General features: G+C 59.7%; 18 protein-coding genes and 1 pseudogene. 11 read left to right on the forward strand and 8 right to left on the reverse strand.

Features of this window, described 5'->3' with window-relative positions:
* The first annotated feature begins 21 nt into the window (after window positions 1–21).
* From EKK30_RS09175 to metH, 3 genes and pseudogenes are all read left to right on the forward strand, one after another.
* Entirely contained in the window at window positions 22–1,035 is a 1,014-nt protein-coding gene (locus EKK30_RS09175; protein WP_290983582.1) for a metalloregulator ArsR/SmtB family transcription factor, read from the forward strand.
* Window positions 1,035–1,949, forward strand: a complete 915-nt coding sequence (gene metF, locus EKK30_RS09180; protein WP_290983585.1) for a methylenetetrahydrofolate reductase [NAD(P)H] — start codon at window positions 1,035–1,037, stop codon at window positions 1,947–1,949. Before EKK30_RS09175 ends, metF begins: the two co-directional genes overlap by 1 nt.
* 25 nt (window positions 1,950–1,974) lie before the next feature.
* Window positions 1,975–5,740, forward strand: a pseudogene (gene metH, locus EKK30_RS09185) (methionine synthase).
* A 658-nt stretch (window positions 5,741–6,398) separates the two neighbouring features.
* Here the strand turns inward: metH and EKK30_RS09190 are convergent.
* From EKK30_RS09190 to EKK30_RS09200, 3 genes are read right to left on the reverse strand one after another with little or no spacing between them, the layout of a single operon-like run.
* Window positions 6,399–6,899 (reverse strand): N-acetyltransferase, encoded by a 501-nt coding sequence (locus EKK30_RS09190; RefSeq protein ID WP_290983588.1) that lies wholly within the window; start codon window positions 6,897–6,899, stop codon window positions 6,399–6,401.
* A 1-nt stretch (window position 6,900) separates the two neighbouring features.
* Window positions 6,901–8,013, reverse strand: coding sequence for a polysaccharide deacetylase family protein (locus EKK30_RS09195; protein ID WP_290983591.1), 1,113 nt, complete (start codon window positions 8,011–8,013; stop codon window positions 6,901–6,903).
* Window positions 8,010–8,813 carry an enoyl-CoA hydratase gene (locus EKK30_RS09200; RefSeq protein WP_290983594.1) on the reverse strand — a complete coding sequence of 268 codons (804 nt, stop codon included), beginning with the start codon at window positions 8,811–8,813 and terminating at the stop codon, window positions 8,010–8,012. The genes EKK30_RS09195 and EKK30_RS09200 overlap by 4 nt, the downstream gene beginning before the upstream one ends.
* 202 nt (window positions 8,814–9,015) lie before the next feature.
* Here EKK30_RS09200 and cysE point away from each other — a divergent pair, with 202 nt between their 5' ends.
* Genes cysE through EKK30_RS09215 form a run of 3 tightly spaced genes read left to right on the forward strand, consistent with a single transcriptional unit; the run spans window position 9,016 to window position 10,623 of the window.
* Window positions 9,016–9,843, forward strand: a complete 828-nt coding sequence (gene cysE, locus EKK30_RS09205; protein WP_290983597.1) for a serine O-acetyltransferase — start codon at window positions 9,016–9,018, stop codon at window positions 9,841–9,843.
* 19 nt (window positions 9,844–9,862) lie between these two features.
* Window positions 9,863–10,078 carry a DUF3126 family protein gene (locus tag EKK30_RS09210; RefSeq protein ID WP_290983600.1) on the forward strand — a complete coding sequence of 72 codons (216 nt, stop codon included), beginning with the start codon at window positions 9,863–9,865 and terminating at the stop codon, window positions 10,076–10,078.
* A gap of 14 nt (window positions 10,079–10,092) precedes the next feature.
* Complete coding sequence (locus EKK30_RS09215) at window positions 10,093–10,623, forward strand: gamma carbonic anhydrase family protein (protein ID WP_290983603.1); 531 nt, start codon at window positions 10,093–10,095, stop codon at window positions 10,621–10,623.
* A gap of 129 nt (window positions 10,624–10,752) precedes the next feature.
* Here the strand turns inward: EKK30_RS09215 and EKK30_RS09220 are convergent, their stop codons facing one another.
* The 3 genes from EKK30_RS09220 to EKK30_RS09230 form a co-directional block, all read right to left on the reverse strand.
* On the reverse strand, window positions 10,753–11,436 hold the full coding sequence (locus EKK30_RS09220) for a transglutaminase-like cysteine peptidase (protein WP_290983606.1): 684 nt from the start codon (window positions 11,434–11,436) through the stop codon (window positions 10,753–10,755).
* 160 nt (window positions 11,437–11,596) lie between these two features.
* Entirely contained in the window at window positions 11,597–12,226 is a 630-nt protein-coding gene (locus EKK30_RS09225) for a PilZ domain-containing protein (RefSeq protein WP_290983609.1), read from the reverse strand.
* 165 nt (window positions 12,227–12,391) lie between these two features.
* On the reverse strand, window positions 12,392–13,018 hold the full coding sequence (locus EKK30_RS09230) for a PAS domain-containing protein (protein WP_290983710.1): 627 nt from the start codon (window positions 13,016–13,018) through the stop codon (window positions 12,392–12,394).
* Between the two features lie 240 nt (window positions 13,019–13,258).
* Here EKK30_RS09230 and EKK30_RS09235 point away from each other — a divergent pair, with 240 nt between their 5' ends.
* Both EKK30_RS09235 and EKK30_RS09240 read left to right on the forward strand, forming a co-directional pair.
* Window positions 13,259–13,996, forward strand: a complete 738-nt coding sequence (locus EKK30_RS09235; protein WP_290983611.1) for a rhomboid family intramembrane serine protease — start codon at window positions 13,259–13,261, stop codon at window positions 13,994–13,996.
* Between the two features lie 192 nt (window positions 13,997–14,188).
* Complete coding sequence (locus EKK30_RS09240) at window positions 14,189–14,617, forward strand: CBS domain-containing protein (RefSeq protein ID WP_290983613.1); 429 nt, start codon at window positions 14,189–14,191, stop codon at window positions 14,615–14,617.
* On the opposite strand, the gene EKK30_RS09245 is transcribed toward EKK30_RS09240, so the two are convergent.
* Together EKK30_RS09245 and hisI are read right to left on the reverse strand one after the other, a co-directional pair.
* Complete coding sequence (locus EKK30_RS09245) at window positions 14,599–15,591, reverse strand: patatin-like phospholipase family protein (protein WP_290983615.1); 993 nt, start codon at window positions 15,589–15,591, stop codon at window positions 14,599–14,601. The genes EKK30_RS09240 and EKK30_RS09245 overlap by 19 nt on opposite strands.
* A gap of 156 nt (window positions 15,592–15,747) precedes the next feature.
* A complete protein-coding gene (hisI, locus tag EKK30_RS09250; protein ID WP_290983617.1) occupies window positions 15,748–16,158 on the reverse strand; it encodes a phosphoribosyl-AMP cyclohydrolase in 411 nt (136 codons plus the stop codon).
* Between the two features lie 164 nt (window positions 16,159–16,322).
* On the opposite strand from hisI, the gene EKK30_RS09255 reads away from it, so the two are divergent.
* The 3 genes from EKK30_RS09255 to yidD all read left to right on the forward strand — a co-directional run bounded on the left by EKK30_RS09255 (window position 16,323) and on the right by yidD (window position 18,039).
* Complete coding sequence (locus tag EKK30_RS09255; RefSeq protein ID WP_290983619.1) at window positions 16,323–16,784, forward strand: iron-sulfur cluster assembly scaffold protein; 462 nt, start codon at window positions 16,323–16,325, stop codon at window positions 16,782–16,784.
* Window positions 16,785–17,072: 288 nt separating this feature from the next.
* Complete coding sequence (locus EKK30_RS09260) at window positions 17,073–17,705, forward strand: hypothetical protein (protein ID WP_290983621.1); 633 nt, start codon at window positions 17,073–17,075, stop codon at window positions 17,703–17,705.
* A 55-nt stretch (window positions 17,706–17,760) separates the two neighbouring features.
* On the forward strand, window positions 17,761–18,039 hold the full coding sequence (yidD, locus tag EKK30_RS09265) for a membrane protein insertion efficiency factor YidD (protein WP_290983623.1): 279 nt from the start codon (window positions 17,761–17,763) through the stop codon (window positions 18,037–18,039).
* Window positions 18,040–18,093: the final 54 nt, after the last annotated feature.

Here is an 18,093-nt window from a genome sequence, read left to right on the forward strand (position 1 = left end):
GTCATGTCGAGACACGGCGAGATGACAACGGTGGATTTGGTGACGGCTCTCAAGGCAGCGGCCGAGCCGACGCGCATGCGCATCCTTCTTCTTCTCGCGGGTGGCGAACTCAACGTCAAAGACCTGACGCTGATCCTGGGTCAGAGCCAACCGCGCATCAGCCGGCATTTGAAGCTTCTGTGTGAGGCCGGGCTGATCGAGCGCTTTCGCGACGGGAGCTGGGTCTATTTTCACATTTCCGATCGGCAGGCCGGCGGGCGTCTCGCTTTGCGGCTCGTCGCCGACGTCGATCCATCTGAAACCTCGGTCCGCCGTGACCGCGAGCGCGCGGAAGCCCTGAAACGGGAGCGCGAAGGGGTGGCGCAGACCTTCTTTGAGAAGCATGCCGCCGACTGGGATCGTATTCGCGCCCTGCATGTGGCGGAAAACGATGTCGAGGCGGCAATGCGCCGGACGATAGGCGAGGGGCCATTCGACTTTTTTGTAGATCTTGGCACCGGCACCGGTCGTACCCTTGAACTCTTTGCCGACAGGTTCGAACGCGGCTTAGGTCTCGACGTCAACCAGACAATGTTGACCTATGCGCGTGCCAATCTGAAAGCCAAAGGCTGCGGCAAGGCGCAGGTACGTCACGGCGACCTCTACTCGCTGTCGCTCGCCGATCAGCAGGCGGATGCTGTAATCATGCATCAGGTCCTGCATTTCCTGTCGGATCCCGCATTGGCGATCCGAGAGGCGGCCCGTGTGCTCGCTCCCGGCGGCAAGCTCCTGGTTGTCGATTTCGCGCCGCACGAACTGGAATTTCTCCGCTCTCGCGAAGCGCACGAGCGTCTGGGCTTTGCTCACGAGCAAGTTGTCGGGTGGATGAAGGACGCGGGCCTTACGCCTAAAACGGTGGAAGATCTGGCGCCTAAGACCAATGATCGCGAAGACATGCTGACGGTGACAATTTGGTTGGCGGAACGTCCGCTCGGTCAAATGCCGCTTACGAAAAGAGCCGCGTCAGCCGACGACGCGCGGGAGGGAGCACGCTGATGGCACAAAACACCGAGAAAAAAAGCAAGCTCCTTGGGTCGGGCGACATCGTCGTCAGCTTCGAATTCTTCCCGCCCAAGACGGAGAAAATGGAAGAGACGCTATGGTCTGCGATCTCGCGCTTGGCGCCTCTGCGCCCCGAGTTCGTATCGGTGACCTACGGCGCGGGCGGTTCCACCCGAGAGCGCACACACGCGACCGTCACCCGACTGCTCAAGGAAACCGAGTTGAAGCCCGCGGCGCATCTCACCTGTGTTGATGCGACCAAGGATGAGGTGAATGCGGTCGCACGCCAGTATTGGAACGAAGGCGTTCGCCATATCGTAGCGCTTCGTGGCGACCCGGCGAACGGCGCAGGGGCGAAGTATGAGCCGCATCCAGACGGCTATAAGAACGCGGCGGATCTCGTCGCCGGATTGAAGAAGATTGGCGACTTCGAAATCTCGGTTGCGGGATATCCGGAGAAGCATCCGGAAAGCCAAACTGCGGAAGCCGATCTCGATAATCTCAAAGCCAAGGTTGATGCGGGCGCAGATCGCATCATCACCCAGTTCGGTTTCGATAACGCGCATTTCCTGCGCTATCTCGAACGGGCGCGCGCGGCTGGGATCTGGGTTCCTATTTCGCCGGGCATCGTTCCTATCCACAACTTCAAGCAGGTTGCGGGTTTTGCGAAGCGCGCGGGCGCAAGCGTGCCGTCATGGCTCGCCCGCCGTTTCGAAGGTTTGGAAGATGACAGCGCGACGTCGCATCTTGTTGCCGCCGCGGTGGCGACCGAACAGGTGATGGACCTCGTCGACGAAGGCATCAAGAAGTTCCACTTCTATACTTTGAACCGCGCCGACCTCGTCTATGCGATTTGCCATCTGCTGGGTCTGCGTGCGGCGCGCGCAGCAAACGCCAACGCAGCGTAACGAAATCAGAAATCGAGGCGTTCACATGAGACGGAAACCGAGTTGGACGGCGCTGGAAAAAGCAGCTGGCGAGCGCATTCTCATCATCGACGGCGCCATGGGCACGATGATCCAGAGATATAAGCTTGGCGAACACCATTATCGCGGCGAGCGATTTGCGGATCATTCCAAGGACATCAAGGGCAACAACGACCTGCTCGTCCTGACGCAGCCCGCCATCATTGAAGAGATCCACGGCCAGTACCTCGAAGCCGGTGCCGACATCATCGAGACCAACACCTTCAACGCGCAGCGCATATCGCTCGCCGATTATCACATGGAGGAACTCGGCTACGAGATGAACGTCGCCGCGGCTAAGCTCGCGCGGAGGGCGGCTGACGCGTGGACCAAGAAAACGCCGGACAAACCGCGCTTCGTCGCGGGTGCCGTTGGCCCCACCAACCGGACCGCCTCGATCTCGCCTGACGTCAACAATCCAGGTTATCGCAACGTGAATTTCGAAGAGCTCCGCGACGCATACAAGGAGCAGGTGCGCGGATTGATCGACGGCGGCGCCGACATCATTCTGATCGAGACCATCTTTGATACTCTGAATGCCAAGGCGGCCGGCTTCGCAACGCTCGAGGTCTTCGAGGAAAAGGATCTTGAACTCCCCGTCATGATTTCAGGGACAATCACCGATCGCTCCGGACGCACGCTTTCCGGCCAGACGGCAGAAGCCTTCTGGTATTCGATGCGGCATCTGCGGCCGTTCTCGATTGGCCTGAACTGCGCGCTGGGCGCCGAGCTCATGCGCCCGTATATCGCCGAACTCTCGCATGTCGCCGACGTTCGCATCTCGGCTTATCCAAATGCCGGTCTTCCGAACGCGATGGGTGAATACGACGAGACCCCGCATGACATGGCTTGCAAGATCGAGCCGTGGTTGGCGGATGGCCTAATCAACGTGGTAGGGGGCTGCTGCGGCTCGACACCGGATCACATCGCTCACATCGCAAGTCACGCGAAGGGCTACAAACCGCGCGCAATAACAAAGGCCGAACCGCGTCTTCGCCTCTCCGGCCTCGAACCATTCGTTCACGGGTGAACAAAACACAATGACAGCAGCCAACGCAGCGCAGTCGTTCATCAATGTCGGTGAGCGAACAAACGTCACCGGCTCAGCGAAATTCCGCAAGCTCATCGAACAGAACGATTACGCTGGTGCGCTGGCCGTCGCGCGTCAGCAGGTCGAGTCCGGCGCCCAGGTCATCGATGTCAACATGGATGAAGGCCTCCTCGACTCCGAGAAGGCCATGGAGACGTTCCTCAATCTCATCGCCTCCGAACCGGACATCAGCCGCGTACCGATCATGATCGACAGCTCGAAGTGGAGCGTGATCGAAGCGGGTCTCAAGTGCGTGCAGGGTAAGCCGATCGTCAACTCGATCTCGTTGAAGGAAGGCGAGGGGCCTTTCCTCGAACATGCGCGCAAAGTGCTGCGTTACGGCGCGGCTGTCGTCGTCATGGCGTTCGACGAGGAGGGGCAAGCCGATACGGTTGAGCGCAAAGTTTCAATCTGCGAGCGCGCCTACAAAATCCTGACCGAGAAAATCGGTTTTCCGCCGGAAGACATCATCTTCGATCCGAACATCTTCGCAGTTGCCACGGGGATCGAAGAACACAACGGCTATGGCATTGCCTTCATCGAGGCCGCGCGGCAGATCAAACAAAAGCTGCCGCTGACGCATATTTCAGGCGGTGTCTCCAACCTGTCGTTCGCTTTCCGCGGTAACGAACCGGTGCGCCAAGCCATGCACTCGGTGTTCCTGTATCACGCGATCCAGGCCGGCATGGACATGGGCATTGTCAACGCCGGTCAGCTCACCGTCTATGACGACATTCCCGCCGAGCTGCGCGAGCTTTGCGAAGACGTCATCCTCAATCGCCGTCCAGACGCGACCGACCGCCTTCTAGAGGCTGCACCGAAGTTCAAGGGCGAGGGCGGGGCGAAGGCAAAAGAAAAGGACTTGTCTTGGCGCGAAAGGCCGGTTGAGGATCGCCTGACGCACGCGCTCGTGCACGGCATCACGGATTTCATTGAGGTCGACACCGAAGAGGCGCGCAGCAAGGCTGAGAAACCGCTGCATGTCATCGAAGGTCCGCTGATGGCGGGCATGAACGTCGTCGGTGACCTCTTCGGCGCGGGGAAGATGTTCCTACCTCAGGTCGTGAAATCGGCTCGCGTGATGAAGCAGGCCGTGGCGTACTTGCAGCCCTATCTGGAAGCGGAAAAGAAAGCCTCGGGTTTGGAGGCGAAGCCCGCTGCGGGCAAGATCCTGATGGCGACCGTGAAAGGCGATGTCCACGATATCGGCAAGAACATCGTAGGCGTCGTTCTTCAATGCAACAACTATGAGGTCATCGACCTCGGCGTCATGGTGCCGTCTGCCAAAATTCTTGAGACTGCGAAGAGGGAAAAGGTCGATATGATCGGCCTTTCTGGGCTGATCACGCCGTCGCTCGACGAGATGTGTTTCGTCGCGGCCGAAATGGAGCGAGAAGGCTTTTCTGTTCCGCTGCTCATCGGCGGCGCGACGACGAGCAAGGTGCATACGGCCGTTAAGATCAATCCGAACTACAATCGCGGCCAGGCTGTGTACGTGCTCGATGCGAGCCGCGCGGTTGGCGTGGTGTCAAACCTTCTCTCGGACACGGAGAAGGCGCCGTTCATCCAGAACATAAAGTCGGAATATGCAAAAGTTCGCGAAGCGCATCTCGCCAACGAAGCGCGCAAGCAGCGGATCACACTAAAAGCGGCGCGCGACAACAAGTTCAAGATCGATTGGCGGACCTTCCAACCTGCCAAACCGAGTTTTCTCGGAACGCGGACCTTTGCTGATTATTCGCTGGGCTCGCTGGTTCCCTATATCGATTGGACGCCTTTCTTCCAGACTTGGGAGCTCACGGGGCGCTACCCGCAAATTCTGACCGATAATAAGGTGGGAGCCGAAGCCAAAAAACTGTTCGATGATGCGCAGGCACTCCTGAAACGCATCGTGGCGGAAAAATGGGTCAAAGCATCGGCCGTCGTCGGCTTCTGGCCGGCCAACAGCATCGGCGACGATATCGCCCTATACGAAGACGATAGGCGGGGCACCCAGGTCGCAACGCTGCACACGCTTCGCCAGCAGATCGCGCGCGATCCTTCGCGCGATCGTGCGCACACGGCCCTCGCCGATTTCATCGCGCCGAAGGACACCGGCGTCCCCGATTACATCGGCGGCTTTGCGGTGACGACAGGGCTCGGTGAAGAAGAGGCAATCGAGCGTCACGTCAAGAAGACGGACGACTACACGCGCATCATGGCGAAAGCGCTTTGCGATCGCCTCGCGGAAGCCTTCGCTGAAGCCATGCATGAGAAAGTGCGCAAGGAACTTTGGGGCTACGTGAAGGGCGAGAAGCTGTCCAGTACTGATCTTATCCTCGAAAAATATCAGGGTATCCGGCCTGCGCCGGGCTACCCCGCGCAACCTGACCATACCGAGAAGTCCACGCTTTGGAAGTTGATGGACGTGGAACAGCAGACGGGGATCACTCTCACCGAAAGCTATGCGATGTGGCCGGGCTCGGCGGTTTCGGGACTTTATTTTGCGAACCCGGAAAGTCACTATTTCGGCGTGGGCAAGGTCGAGCGCGATCAAGTCGAGGATTACGCCGCGCGAAAAGGCTGGACTGTAGAAGAGGCGGAGCGCTGGCTCGCGCCGGTGCTGAACTACGAGCGCGCGCGCTCGGTGAACGCCGCAGCCTGATCACGCGAGATAAAAAAACGGCGCGGTCCTCATTGAAGCCGCGCCGCATGGTCGTTTGGCTCGCGCCAGACATCCCAGAAATAGTCCCCCGTCTCGTTGGCTCCTTGGAGCATCGTGCGTGGGATTACTGTTTCAGGCGTTTCCTCCAGAAGGTCGCTCTCAAAAGGTCCCGAGCACGACCAGGGTTACGAATCCAAACGACAATAATACTGCAAGGACATTAAGGCTGGCTTGCAGAGCCATGTCACACCTCCGAGTTCGAGAGGCTTCCGAATTCGCCGCTCCCCTCTTCGAAGCGCGGCCGAAAACTACGCAGCGTCAGTGGTAACTGACAAGAAAAAAGCATTTTGCGTCGCGGGGCATCGCGCGTCACCAAATCGTTAAATCTTCGGCAATCGCGAAGAGGCTAACTCGACGCCCACCCCCTCGTTCCGCGCTGATCGATGCCAACTAGCAAAAAACGGCGCAATTCTGTGGTTTTCTTCTGTGGGCTCGCGGTGGGGGAGACTTCTTCCTTTTTCGTTCCGTACGCAAAAGACCAGACGCAGCGCACAAAAACGATCCAAAGATATTTCGCTTGCGGGCGTCGCGCACATGCGGCGGCGATAACAGTTCGCAGCAGCCAAAGCCGCTTATGCAACGCAAAAGCGCCGGGCAATCAACGGATCGCTAACCGCTTTCGCAAAAGAATTTCATCGGTCCCGTCGGCGACCAACCCATCGAGGGTCGCGACGCGCACGAACCCAAAGCGCTCATAGAACGAAAGCGCTCCGGTATTGAAACCGGACGCGACGACCCAGACGTTTTGCGATTTTTCGCGCGTGGCGAGGGCTTCAAGCCATTCGAGCGCCGCGCTACCGACGCCGCGATTCTGGAATGACGGCAAGATTCCAAGGAACTGGAGATAGGGGCCACGTAGCCAATTTTTTCGAATGCAGATGGCGCCAGCGAGATCATCACCAACCCTAATCTCGAGTCGGGGAGCCGCTTCTTCCTGACCAGCGAGATACGCGGCCAAAGCTTCGCCGGCATAGTGGTAATAGGCCCACGGGTCCATCGCGGCGAAGGCTGGTCCCAGGCGCGCTGCGCTGTCCGCGCTTATCGGTTGAAAAGAAACTTCGTCGCTGTGTGAACCGGCAGCCTTGAGTTCATCGGCCATGTCACTGACCAGTCGATGGAGTGGCCGGGTCGCCGGCCTTGTGCTTCTTCTTCAGCGCTTCCTTGGCTCCAGCCGAGGTCGATGTAAGGGTCGCGGAGCTTTTTGACGCCGCGCTCAGCGGATGTTGAAGAGCGCCAAGGAAGTCGTAGCGATTGACGTCGCCGGGCTTGCGATCGTAGCACTCGGCGGTGATGACGGGCTTGCCCATGGCGAGCAACTCGGTGACCGTCGCGAACGTATAGCCCTTGGCCTTGAGCTTCGGGATCGCGATCCGCAATGCCTCAGGAGTGTGCCAGCCACGCCCGTTCGCGTGATTGACGATGATCGAGCCGGGCTTCGCTTCATTGACCATCGCGGCCGCGATACGTTCTGCGGATTCATGGGGATCTGGATCGCCCGTCGACACATCCCATTGAATGGCGAGCATGCCGGCATCGTTGACCGCTTTCATGGATGCGTCGTTGCACGTGCCATAGGGAAAGCGAAAAATCTTTGGCTGATCGGGAACGCCGCTGAGGGCGTCCGGTGATGTAGCCACGCATTGTTTGGACGCGAGATCGGCACGCGCGTCCTCGAAGGCTTTCTGTGGTGCGAGCACTTGCTGCCTGATCGCTTCCGGTGAAAGCAGTCGCAGATTGGCGTGCGTCTCGGTGTGATTGCCGATCTCGAACAATGGATCCGCCATCAGCTGCTCGATACGGGCGCGATGCGAAACGATCCATTTTCCTCCGGCGAAGAACGTGGCTTTCACACCCTGTTGCCGCAGATAATCGAAGATGCGGCCATCGTAGCCGGCGACTTCGCCGCGCTGTTCGCAGAGATCGAACGTCAGTGCGATGACTTTCTCGCCTTTCGGAAGATTGACGCGACGGATGGAGCCGCGCATGGCGTCGGCTACGGGCGCAGCTTGCTGGAATCCTTTCAGCTTGATAGGCGCATCAAACGTGCGATTGCCCCGCAGAACTTTTTCCTCTCCAGGAACTCCGGCGAGCGCCGAAGCTGGAAAGCATGCATGCAGGCTTGCGTCGTCACGCGCGAAAGCCGTGGGCGTATAGGATCCAAGCGCCGAAGCGCTCAGGACCGTCAACAGAGACAAGCGTAACGAAGCGATCATTTGCCCTTGAATTCCGGTTTGCGCTTTTCCAGAAACGCCCGCCGCCCCTCCGCGTAATCGTCGCTTTCGAAGCATGCCATGACAACTGCGTCGAGCGCGGCCATGTCGGGATGCTCGGGATGGCGAGAGATCTCGTCGATCACTTTCTTCGCGGCCGCCACCGAAAGCGGCGCGTTTGCCGCGATCTCGAGTGCCAGCGCCCGCACAGTTGCTTCAAGATCGGCCGCCAGAACGAGCTGCGAGACGAGGCCCATGGCTTCCGCGTCAGCGGAACGAAAGCGGCGCCCCGTGAAGAGGAGTTCCTTGGCTCGCGCCGCGGGCACGGCTGCCAGGATGGGCCGCACCCAGCGCGCATTGTAGCCAATGCCGAGCTTCGCCGCAGGTATCGCGTATTGGCTGGCGTCGTCGGCGATGCGCATGTCACAGCAGAGCGCGAGGCCAAGACCACCGCCCAAGCAGAAACCATGGATCATCGCAATCGTCGGTTTCGGGCAGCCGATCAGAGCGTTGAAAGCCGCATCGTTCAAGGCGTCGTAAGTCTTAGCGGCGTCGCCAGTCCGTGAATTCTCGAACTCCGAAATATCTGCGCCCGCCGAGAAGGCTTTTTCACCGGCGCCGCGCAGAACGATTACGCGAACCTCGGGGTCGGAGACTGCCCTTGAGACTGCATCGGGAAGCGCCTGCCACATAGCAGCCGTCAGAGCATTCATCCGGGCAGGGTTATCGGCGATGATCCACGCGATCGCGCCGTCCTTTTTGTATCGCAATGCTGGGGTCGCGACTTCAGCTGCAGCTGCCATTAAGACGTGTCCTTTCCGATCCGGGTGGCCATTTAATTGGCAAATTCGGACACGGCAAACGCCGCCCAGGGCGGCAGATGCACGCGGAGGGGAGAAAGTGTATACGTTTAACAGTAAGGTCGATTGACCGCCGTAAGCAGGACCGTTAATCGCCTGCCATAATCGATGGCCCACCGGGTCCGATTTCGAGCCGAGGATTCCCGTGTCGAACACGAAGACAGCGACGTCGAAAGTCCAGATCGTCGATCCCATCTGGGCCCAGATCAGGTCTGAGGCCGAGTCCGCGATGAAGCACGAGCCTGCGCTCGGCAGCTTCATTTTCGCGACTATTCTCAGCCACAATGCGCTGGAAGACGCCGTGTGTCATCGACTCGCGCAGCGGCTGAACCACACGGATGTCGATGCCGGTCTGATTTCGCAAACCTTTCAAAGCGTGCTGGCGGAACAACCCGAGCTTGGCGCGGTCTTTCGTGCGGATCTTCAGGCGGTCTACGACCGCGATCCGGCGTGCACGCGGTACCTGGATCCGCTGCTCTATTTCAAAGGTTTCCACGCGCTGGTTACCCACCGCTTTGCCAATGCGCTGTGGAAGAGCCGCAGGCGGGACTTTGCGCTTTATCTTCAAAGCCAGTCCTCGCGCATGTTCTCTGTCGACATTCATCCCGCTGCCCGCTTCGGCAAAGGGATCATGCTCGACCACGCCACGGGCTTCGTTGTCGGTGAGACGGCGGTGGTGGGTGACAACTGCTCGTTCCTGCATGCCGTCACGCTTGGCGGTAGCGGCAAGGAGACCGGCGACCGTCATCCCAAGATCGGCGACAACGTGCTGATCGGTGCAGGCGCCAAGGTGCTCGGCAACATAAAGGTGGGCAACTGCTCACGTGTTGCGGCGGGCTCAGTGGTGCTTTCAGAAGTGCCGCCCAACGTGACCGTCGCGGGCGTGCCTGCGAAAGTGGTCGGCAGCGCCGGTTGCGCCGAACCTGCCCGCTCGATGGAGCAGGGCTGGGTCGACGACTTCGGCGGACTGTAATTCATTCAGGAGAAAGACATTGAAAAAGGAAGAGCTAGCTCGCCTGCAGTCGTATCTGCGCAAAACTTTTGGAGCGCCTACGCTCGAGGTGAGAGCGCAGCCGAAGAAGGACGACATGGCGGAAGTCTTCATCAATGACGAGTTCGTCGCCACACTCTATCGGGAAGTCGAGGAGGGGGAGACGTCGTACCAGTTCCAGATGGCGATCCTCGATATGGATCTTGAAGGCGTCTGACACCGAGTTCCGAAATGCCTCTCTATAAGCTCGATGGTGAGGGCGTCACCACGCCCGCGAACGGCGCGTTCTGGGTGGCTCCAAATGCGGTTCTGCTCGGCAAAGTGTTGCTGGAAGAGGACGCGAGCGTCTGGTTTGGTGCGGTGCTCCGTGGCGACAACGAGCTGATCACGGTCGGCGCACGCTCGAACGTGCAGGACGGGTCGGTCCTGCATACCGACCCAGGCTTTCCGCTCACGATCGGCGCAGACTGCACGGTCGGGCACATGGCGATGCTGCATGGGTGCACCATCGGCCGGGGGAGCCTCATCGGTATCGGCAGCATCGTCATGAACGGTGCGAAGGTGGGAGAGGAATGCGTAATCGGCGCTGGCGCGCTGATCCCGGAAGGGAAGGAGATTCCTCCCCGTTCGATGGTCCTTGGCTCGCCCGGCAAGGTCGTCCGGCAATTGAGCGATGAAGAGGTCGAACGTTTCGGGCGTGGCGCCAAACGCTACGTGGCCAACTGGAAGCGTTACGCGGCCGGACTTACTCCACAAAGCTGACGCGAGGTTAAGCCCTCAAAAAGAATGCGGGCCGGCGGCTGGGGAAGCGCGCGGCCCGCTTAAGCAGGTCCGGTCGGGGGACGGCGAGAACCGGGCCTGCAGTTTCAGATCATTCGTTTCGGGAAAGCCTCAGGGAAAGTTGGGCAGCGCGTCGAAGATCGACGGGTCGACCGACTGAACGCCGGACAATGCCGCCGGGGTCGAAGCATCGTTCGGATCGAGCGAAACCCAAACCTTTGGATCCATGTAGGATTGCCGCATCACGTAGTGATAGGGCGTCTGGTTCCAGAGGCGGACGACATCGACCTTATTGTCGAGGATGAAGTCGCCCTGAGTGGTGCGTGCCGTCAAAACGGCATGCCCTTCGTTCTTCTCGTCGCGGACGACGGTCATCAGCAGGACGCCCGATGGCCAGCCGCGGGAGATCAAACGATGCCGCTTCAGCAGCGCATAATCCTCGCAGTCGCCGCGCGTCTTCGGAATGGTCCAGTATTCGGCCACGCCGTAGACTTCCATGTCTGTCGCCGGCTCAATCTCGTGATTGACCGAACGGTTGATCTCATCAAGCTCACTCAGAGCCTGAGGAGTCGCCTGGAATCGCGAGTCATCGGATGAGGTGACGATGCATTCCTGAGGCATGCGCTCGCAGAAAGCGACGAAGCCATATGGCGGCTGTGAGCTGCCATAGACACGCATGAACTCCGGGGCTCTCGTCGCTGGACTGACGATGGCGACCTGTTGAGCCGCCACCGGAAATGCCGCCGCACTAAACAACCACACTGCCACCGAGATGGCTACGCTACCGTACTTCATGAAACGCCCTCGAACACGGTACGATACTCTACGCGACACAGCTGGTTTTAGCATGAATGGCCGCCGCGCCATTCGCGCCAAATTCGTATAAAAATTTAACTTTAGGATTTTGGCAACTCGGCGAGCGATTTGAGGCATCACACAACCAACGCGAAGACGATCAAGGAAACCTGTCGCGCAAGGCGTCAGGCGAAAGAAGTGAGAGAAACTGAAGTCCAATGCCGTGGGCGTGGTGACGCCGAACAATTGCCCGTGTTTTGCCCACTATGACCAAACTGCCCAGCGGCGGCCGCGCTGGCGTGCCGATAGACGCGCCAGATGCTGAAAGATCGAGCAGTTCCACGTCGATAATGACCCCTTCCTCGACCTTCAACGTCGTACGTCGGCCACCAGTTCCGATGCGTTCGTGACGCCTGCCGGCTGCTTCGGGGAAGTCATCTCTATTGACGAGCCACATAATCTGCGCGGCGAGTTTTTCGCGCTTGTGCTCGGTGACTTTGAAAACGAATGCGAAACCATCCGGAGTAATTCTAGCTACAACGCCCTCAACTCCGCCCAAATGTTCGAAGTAGGCGACGATGCGTTCGCCCGTTTCGGGAACGGTATCCGCCACGACGCCGGCGCTGCCGACCGACACGTCTCGCATCCGGCAATCGTACTCGGAACGATCGGCGCGCATGAAGCGGCCAGCGAGTGAGAGGGGGAGCCGCCTGTGCTTGCGGTGATCGCCGGTCTTCAGCGCATCTGGCTGATGCCGCATATCCCGGATGATGCTCGAGTGCACAGCCATGGCCGTCCCGTGAAATCCCGATTAAAGGCTCGTCGGACGGGTCTTCGCGCTTGAGTACGAAGTACGCCCGCCTGAATTATGCGGGCATCCTCCTTAATTAAGTTCTAACCGGCGCCCCAAATTCGGTGGGCGCGCGGATTGCGAAGGTTATGTATTAAAAGAAGATTATCGTTCTTCCGCTTGGCACAGGCCGCCGTCGTACACGCGGAACTGCCGCCGCGCGGAACGGACGATCCTAGCTTCCCGACGGATTGGCTGGAATGGCAACTGGCGGTCGGAGTGAGCAATGCCGAGCGCGCGATCGGGCCAGACGAGAAGGTGATCGGTCAGCGCGCGGTTGGTGAGAACGGAGGTTCCGAGCCAATCGGGTTTATCCAGCGGTACGATGGAGCCCAGGAAGCGATCAACGGTATCTTGAGTGTGAACGAGCGGCAGGATCAGCATTTCGAAAGATGCCGAGCGGCCTTCCGGGTTGACCGCGGACATGCGGAAGACCCCGACCGCACATTGCTCTGCGATCACGTCGGTCCGATCCTGGAGCGCGCGTGCATCCTCGCTGTTGAATAGGTCGAACAAATTCGTGCCGCGGAGTTCGACGCCGAGGGCATCTGCGATACGTGTTCCGGCGAGCCGAAACCGCAGGTCGCCAGCATCGTGGCGCTCCAGAATGAAGGTGTTGGGCAGGTGATTGGCAATCCGCGAAGGATCGATCTCGAAACGCTTCGGCGCCGGCCGATTGCCTCGAAGACCATTCCAATACGCGAACAACGACTGACTAACAGCTTCTTGCATGCTCACCTGAATTAACTCCGCATTCACGTTGGCCGGGATGCCGCTTGAGGCTTCCCGTGCCATTTCGGAGCACGCTTTTGCTGCGTCGCTCCCATACCAAGTGAGGGGAGCAGCCTTCGTGCCATCGCCGGCGGAAGTCCGGGACACTCATTTCGTGCAATGTTGCTCGGCGTCGGACGAACCGTTAACAACGCCCGTTCACGCTAGACAGGCTTGGCCGCCTCAAACTGGGACGACGACGTGCAGAGAGAAAGAATCTTTAACGCCCCCGGCGCCGTCATCGGCACTCTCGCGGTGCTGATCGCCGTGCACGTCGTCATGTCGATGCTGTCGCCTGACGACTTCACGTGGTGGCTGTTGGCACTTGCCTTCATCCCGGCGCGCTACTCGGGGCTCGCGGCCGAATTGCCGGGAGGTGTTACGGCCGAAGTAACCTCGTTCGTCACGCACATGCTGGTTCATGCCGATCTTATGCACCTGGCGTTCAATGGCATCTGGCTGCTCGCGTTCGGGTCGGTGCTCTGTTCGCGAATGGGTGCCTGGCGCTTCATCCTGTTCTCGATCTGCGGCGGTGTAACGGGAGCGCTGGTGTTCCTGTTGCTCAATCCCGGCCTTGCGGCCCCCGTTATTGGTGCCTCGGGCGCGGTGTCGGCGATGATGGGCGGCGTCATGCGCTTTCTGTTCAACGGAATTGACCGCGGCGAAGGCTATTTGCTTCGCCACAATCCGGCGGCCATTCCAGCGCTCTCGATTGGGCAGACGCTCCGTGATCGGCGTATCGTTCTCGCCTCGATTGTCTTCCTCGCAATCAATCTTCTGGCCATCGTCGGGTTCGGCAAGATGGGTGAAGCGGGCGCCGTCGCATGGGAAGCCCACATCGGCGGATATCTCTTTGGCCTTTTGGCTTTTGGCTTGTTCGATCGCCCAGAGATGAGTGCGCCGCAAAATACGGAACGTTCTGAAGATGATCTGGATTGAACGCTTGCAATCGCCGCTGAATTGCCTCAGCCTTCAGGTCATTCCGCCGCAAGAGCGGATTTAAATATTGGGTGAGAAATCGCAGCGGAATGCCGGCGGAAGACCGGGCAGGCTTGCGGCCTTTCAAGTGGCGAGCAGGCGGGCCGCCGCGACTTCAGTTCGGCGCAACGTTCCAAGGACCGAGGCTGAAAAATGATCATCGGACAAATTTTGAAATCGAAGCCTCGCGGGGTGATGACGGCATCCCCCGACGACACGCTTCATGAAATCACGTTGCGTCTTGCAAGCAAGAAAATCGGTGCGATCATTATCTTGGAAGGCGCCAACGTCGCCGGCATCATTTCCGAACGGGATATCATCAGACTCATCGCAGAGCACGGAGCAAAGGCACTCGACATGCCAGCCAGTCTCGGCATGACGCGGAACGTGATTTCGTGCACGCGTGATTGCACGCTTGAAGAGATCATGGACACCATGACCAAGGGACGCTTCCGCCATATGCCAGTGATGGAGAATGGTGCGCTCGTGGGCATCATATCGATCGGCGACGTGGTGAAGTACCATACCGCCGAGGTCGAACTCGAAGTTACCGCGATGCGTGATTACTTGGCGACGGGCTGAACGTCGCCGGCGGATATTGGTTCGAGCTCCCTGCGAACACGTTTCGGTTCGCACGTCGCAATCTCGCTCAGCATGTCGTCGAGCTGCCGCTCCACGGCATGCATTCCCCTTTCAATCGATTCCTGTGCACGATGAAAATCGAAGAGGCCAACGTCTTGCAGGCGCGGTGAAAGCATCGTGTCTGGTGGATCGCCTGCAAGGCGCGAACGCGCGATCCGATCCTGCACAATGTTAAGTGCATCAACCATCACGGTCGAGATGCCGGGTGCTCCATCGCCCTTGCCCAGGATCTGGCGCTGAAGTAGGGCGCGCACGCCTTTTTTGCCAGCTGTCTCCGCAGCCGCTGCATTGCGCAATTCTTCGTCGGCTTCCGAGATCAACGCTTCGGGCGAGGCGAGTACGCTGCCGCGGCCCAGAACGTCGAAGTTCAGATTGACGGCGATGACATAGCGCGCGCCGAGCGCCCGGCAGACAGAAACTGGAATGGGATTGACGAGGGCGCCGTCGAAAAGCCAACGGCCGCCGACCTTAACTGGCTTGAAGATCCCGGGAAGCGCATAGGAGGCGCGAACCGCATCCACCAGCCGGCCGCGCGACAGCCAATGCTCGTGCCCCGTGCCGATCTCGGTGGCGACGGCAGTGAAGTGGGTGTCTAGGTCTTCGATGTTACGGTCGCCAAGGTGCTGTTCCAGGCGCTCACACAGTTTTTGCCCACTGATGAGGCCCGTACCCGCGAGATTGAAATCCAGGTAGCCAAAAATCCTTTTGGGCGTCAGCTCGCACGCCCATCGCTCCAGAACATCGAGATGGCCGGCTGCGTAGCAGCCGCCGACGACGGCTCCAATGGAAGTGCCGGCGATGACGTCTGGCCTGATCCCAGCGCGTTCGAGTGCGCGCAAAACTCCGATGTGAGCCCACCCGCGGGCCGCCCCGCCACCAAGCGCCAATCCGATCCGAACGTTGGACTTGCCCATATGCGGCACTCCGAGAGGAGCCCACTACGGCCACGCTGGCGCGCTAGGGTCGTCCTCGAAGGCAAGGCTAGCGCTGCGCGATTAAGGTCCCACTACTAATAGGTAAGCGAGGTATGAATGCGCGCATCGGTAATGCTCGATCGCACCATGAAGCCCTCACTTAGACGTCTCTTTCGGCGAGGGAAGGTCGGCGAACTCCAGGGCGGGCTCGCCCGAAGGTCTTTGCACGACGCGGCGATAGAAGCAGGATCGCGCACCGGTGTGACAGGCAACTCCATCGCCCTGAACATCCGCCGCAAGCCACACGACATCCTGATCGCAATCGGTCCGGATGTCCGCGACCTGAAGAAGATTGCCGCTCTCTTCGCCCTTCTTCCAGAGTTTGCCGCGCGAGCGGCTCCAGAAATGGGCGATCCCACTGGCGATCGTCTCGTCAAGAGCCTCTTTGTTCATGTAAGCAAACATGAGGACATCGCCGGTGCGTCTATCCGTGACGATCGCGGGGATAAGCCCGTCCGGACTAAAACGCGGTTCGAAGCTGCGGGTGGTTTCGATCGTTTCAGTCATAGGGAATGAGGACCTCGGGAGTTCTAAGTCAGCGCGCTTCTGCCGCCATCTCGCATTTGCGGCGAGCCCTGCTTATATATGGCGACCGGAAGCTGCGCAGCAGTGGCTGCGAAAAAGCCCGCTCCAAGCAAACCCTAAGTACCTAAGACCTAAACCGGACCGCCATGGCCAATCTTGATGAGATCTACAACACGCGGATCCTCGAACTTGCCGGGGCGATCTCCCATACTGACCGTCTGCCGGAGCCGGACGGGACGGCGATTGCGCACTCCAAGCTGTGCGGGTCGACCGTGACCGTCGATCTTAAGCTCAAAGACGGACGGGTCAGTGAGTACGGACAGTCGGTCAAGGCCTGCCTGCTGGGACAGGCATCGTCATCTGTCATGGCGCGGGAAATTGTCGGCTCGACCCCGGACGAGCTGCGGAGCATCGGCCGGGAGATGCGGTCCATGCTCAAGGAGAACGGTATGCCGCCAAACGGGCGCTGGGCCGACCTCGGGGTGCTGGAGCCGGTGCGAAACTATAAAGCCCGGCATGCTTCTACCCTGCTTGTCTTCGACGCGGTCGAAAAGGCGCTCGACGAAGCGCTCGCCAAAAACGAGGCGCGGCTTCAGACCGCGCGCTAACCTTTACCGCAATTATTCCTGCCTGGGCGTGCCGGAGGACCCGCCACCCCAATCGACGGCGATTGAGTGTCGTGCTCTATATCCGGCTTGGAGATATCCCGACGTCACGCGGCGCGCTTACGATACCCGGCGGATTTCTTGTTGCTGGAGTGTCGATGGTACTTCCGGTTCAGGAAAAACTGAGGGTAGAAGTCACCGTCGACCGCCCGCAGCGCGCTTGAAAAATACTGACGGACGAACGCCAAACCGGTCGAACAAAATAAACTTTAGAGCACAACGGAGATCTAAATGTCGGCGCAGGATAACGATAGTGGCGCGCGCACGGACGGTGCTGCCTCGTCGACAAGCGCGCTGAAGTGGGCTGTCATTGCGATCCTGGCTGTGGTCGCAATTTATGGATGGCAGCAGAAGAGCGCGGCCGATGGCGAACTGACCGCGATGCGCGGCGAAGTAACGTCTCTGCGCAAAGCTGTCGATGATGCCGCTGAAGTCAGGAAATCGTCACAGGACGAGATCGACCGACTTAAAGCTGCGGTAGGGGAAGCGCAGCGGCAGGCCGACGAAAGCAAGGCCGACGTTTCGACGGCGATGGGCAAGGTCTCCGAGTTGGACAACCGCGCCGCGGCGCTCAAGAAAGAGAATGACGATCTCAGGGCAAAACTTGCCAGCGCCGGCGAAGAACTGAAGGGCCGGCTCGCAGCCGCCGATGAAGCTGCGAACAAGGTCAAATCCGATCTGGACGTAGCGAACAAAGCTAAAGCAGATGCGGAATCGGCCGCAGCGGCACTCCGCGGCGAGATCGACAGCCTGAAGGCGCAGATCACCTCGTTGCAAAAGGAATTGGAAACGGCGAAGGCGGCTGGGCAAGCGGCCGCCCCGGCGGCGCCAGGACCTTCAAAGGCTCCCGCGCCGGCTCCCTGAGGCCCAGCGCGCTTAATCCTTGCTTCAGTTTGACGGAACGCGCTCTTCTGGCCTCATGAGTTCCAGGCTTGCAAAAACGTTGCTGAAGGCGCCGATCCACCTTTATCGCTACAGCTTCAAATGGATGGTCGGCAGTCAGTGCCGGCACTGGCCGACGTGCTCGGAATACGGCCTTCAGGCCATTGAGCTGAACGGGGCATGGCGCGGCTTCTGGCTGACATTCTCGCGGTTCGTGCGCTGCGGTCCGGGCGGGACGCACGGGGTAGATCCTGTGCCGGACATCCGGAACGTCAGCCACCCATTCAAGCCCTGGCGGTACGGCCGCTGGCGGTAGCCACCGTAAACTGCCCGTTGCTTGCCCTGGCTTGACTTGGGCCTCATCCCACCC

This window comes from Hyphomicrobium sp., from assembly GCF_003987855.1.
GTDB lineage: Bacteria > Pseudomonadota > Alphaproteobacteria > Rhizobiales > Hyphomicrobiaceae > Hyphomicrobium_B.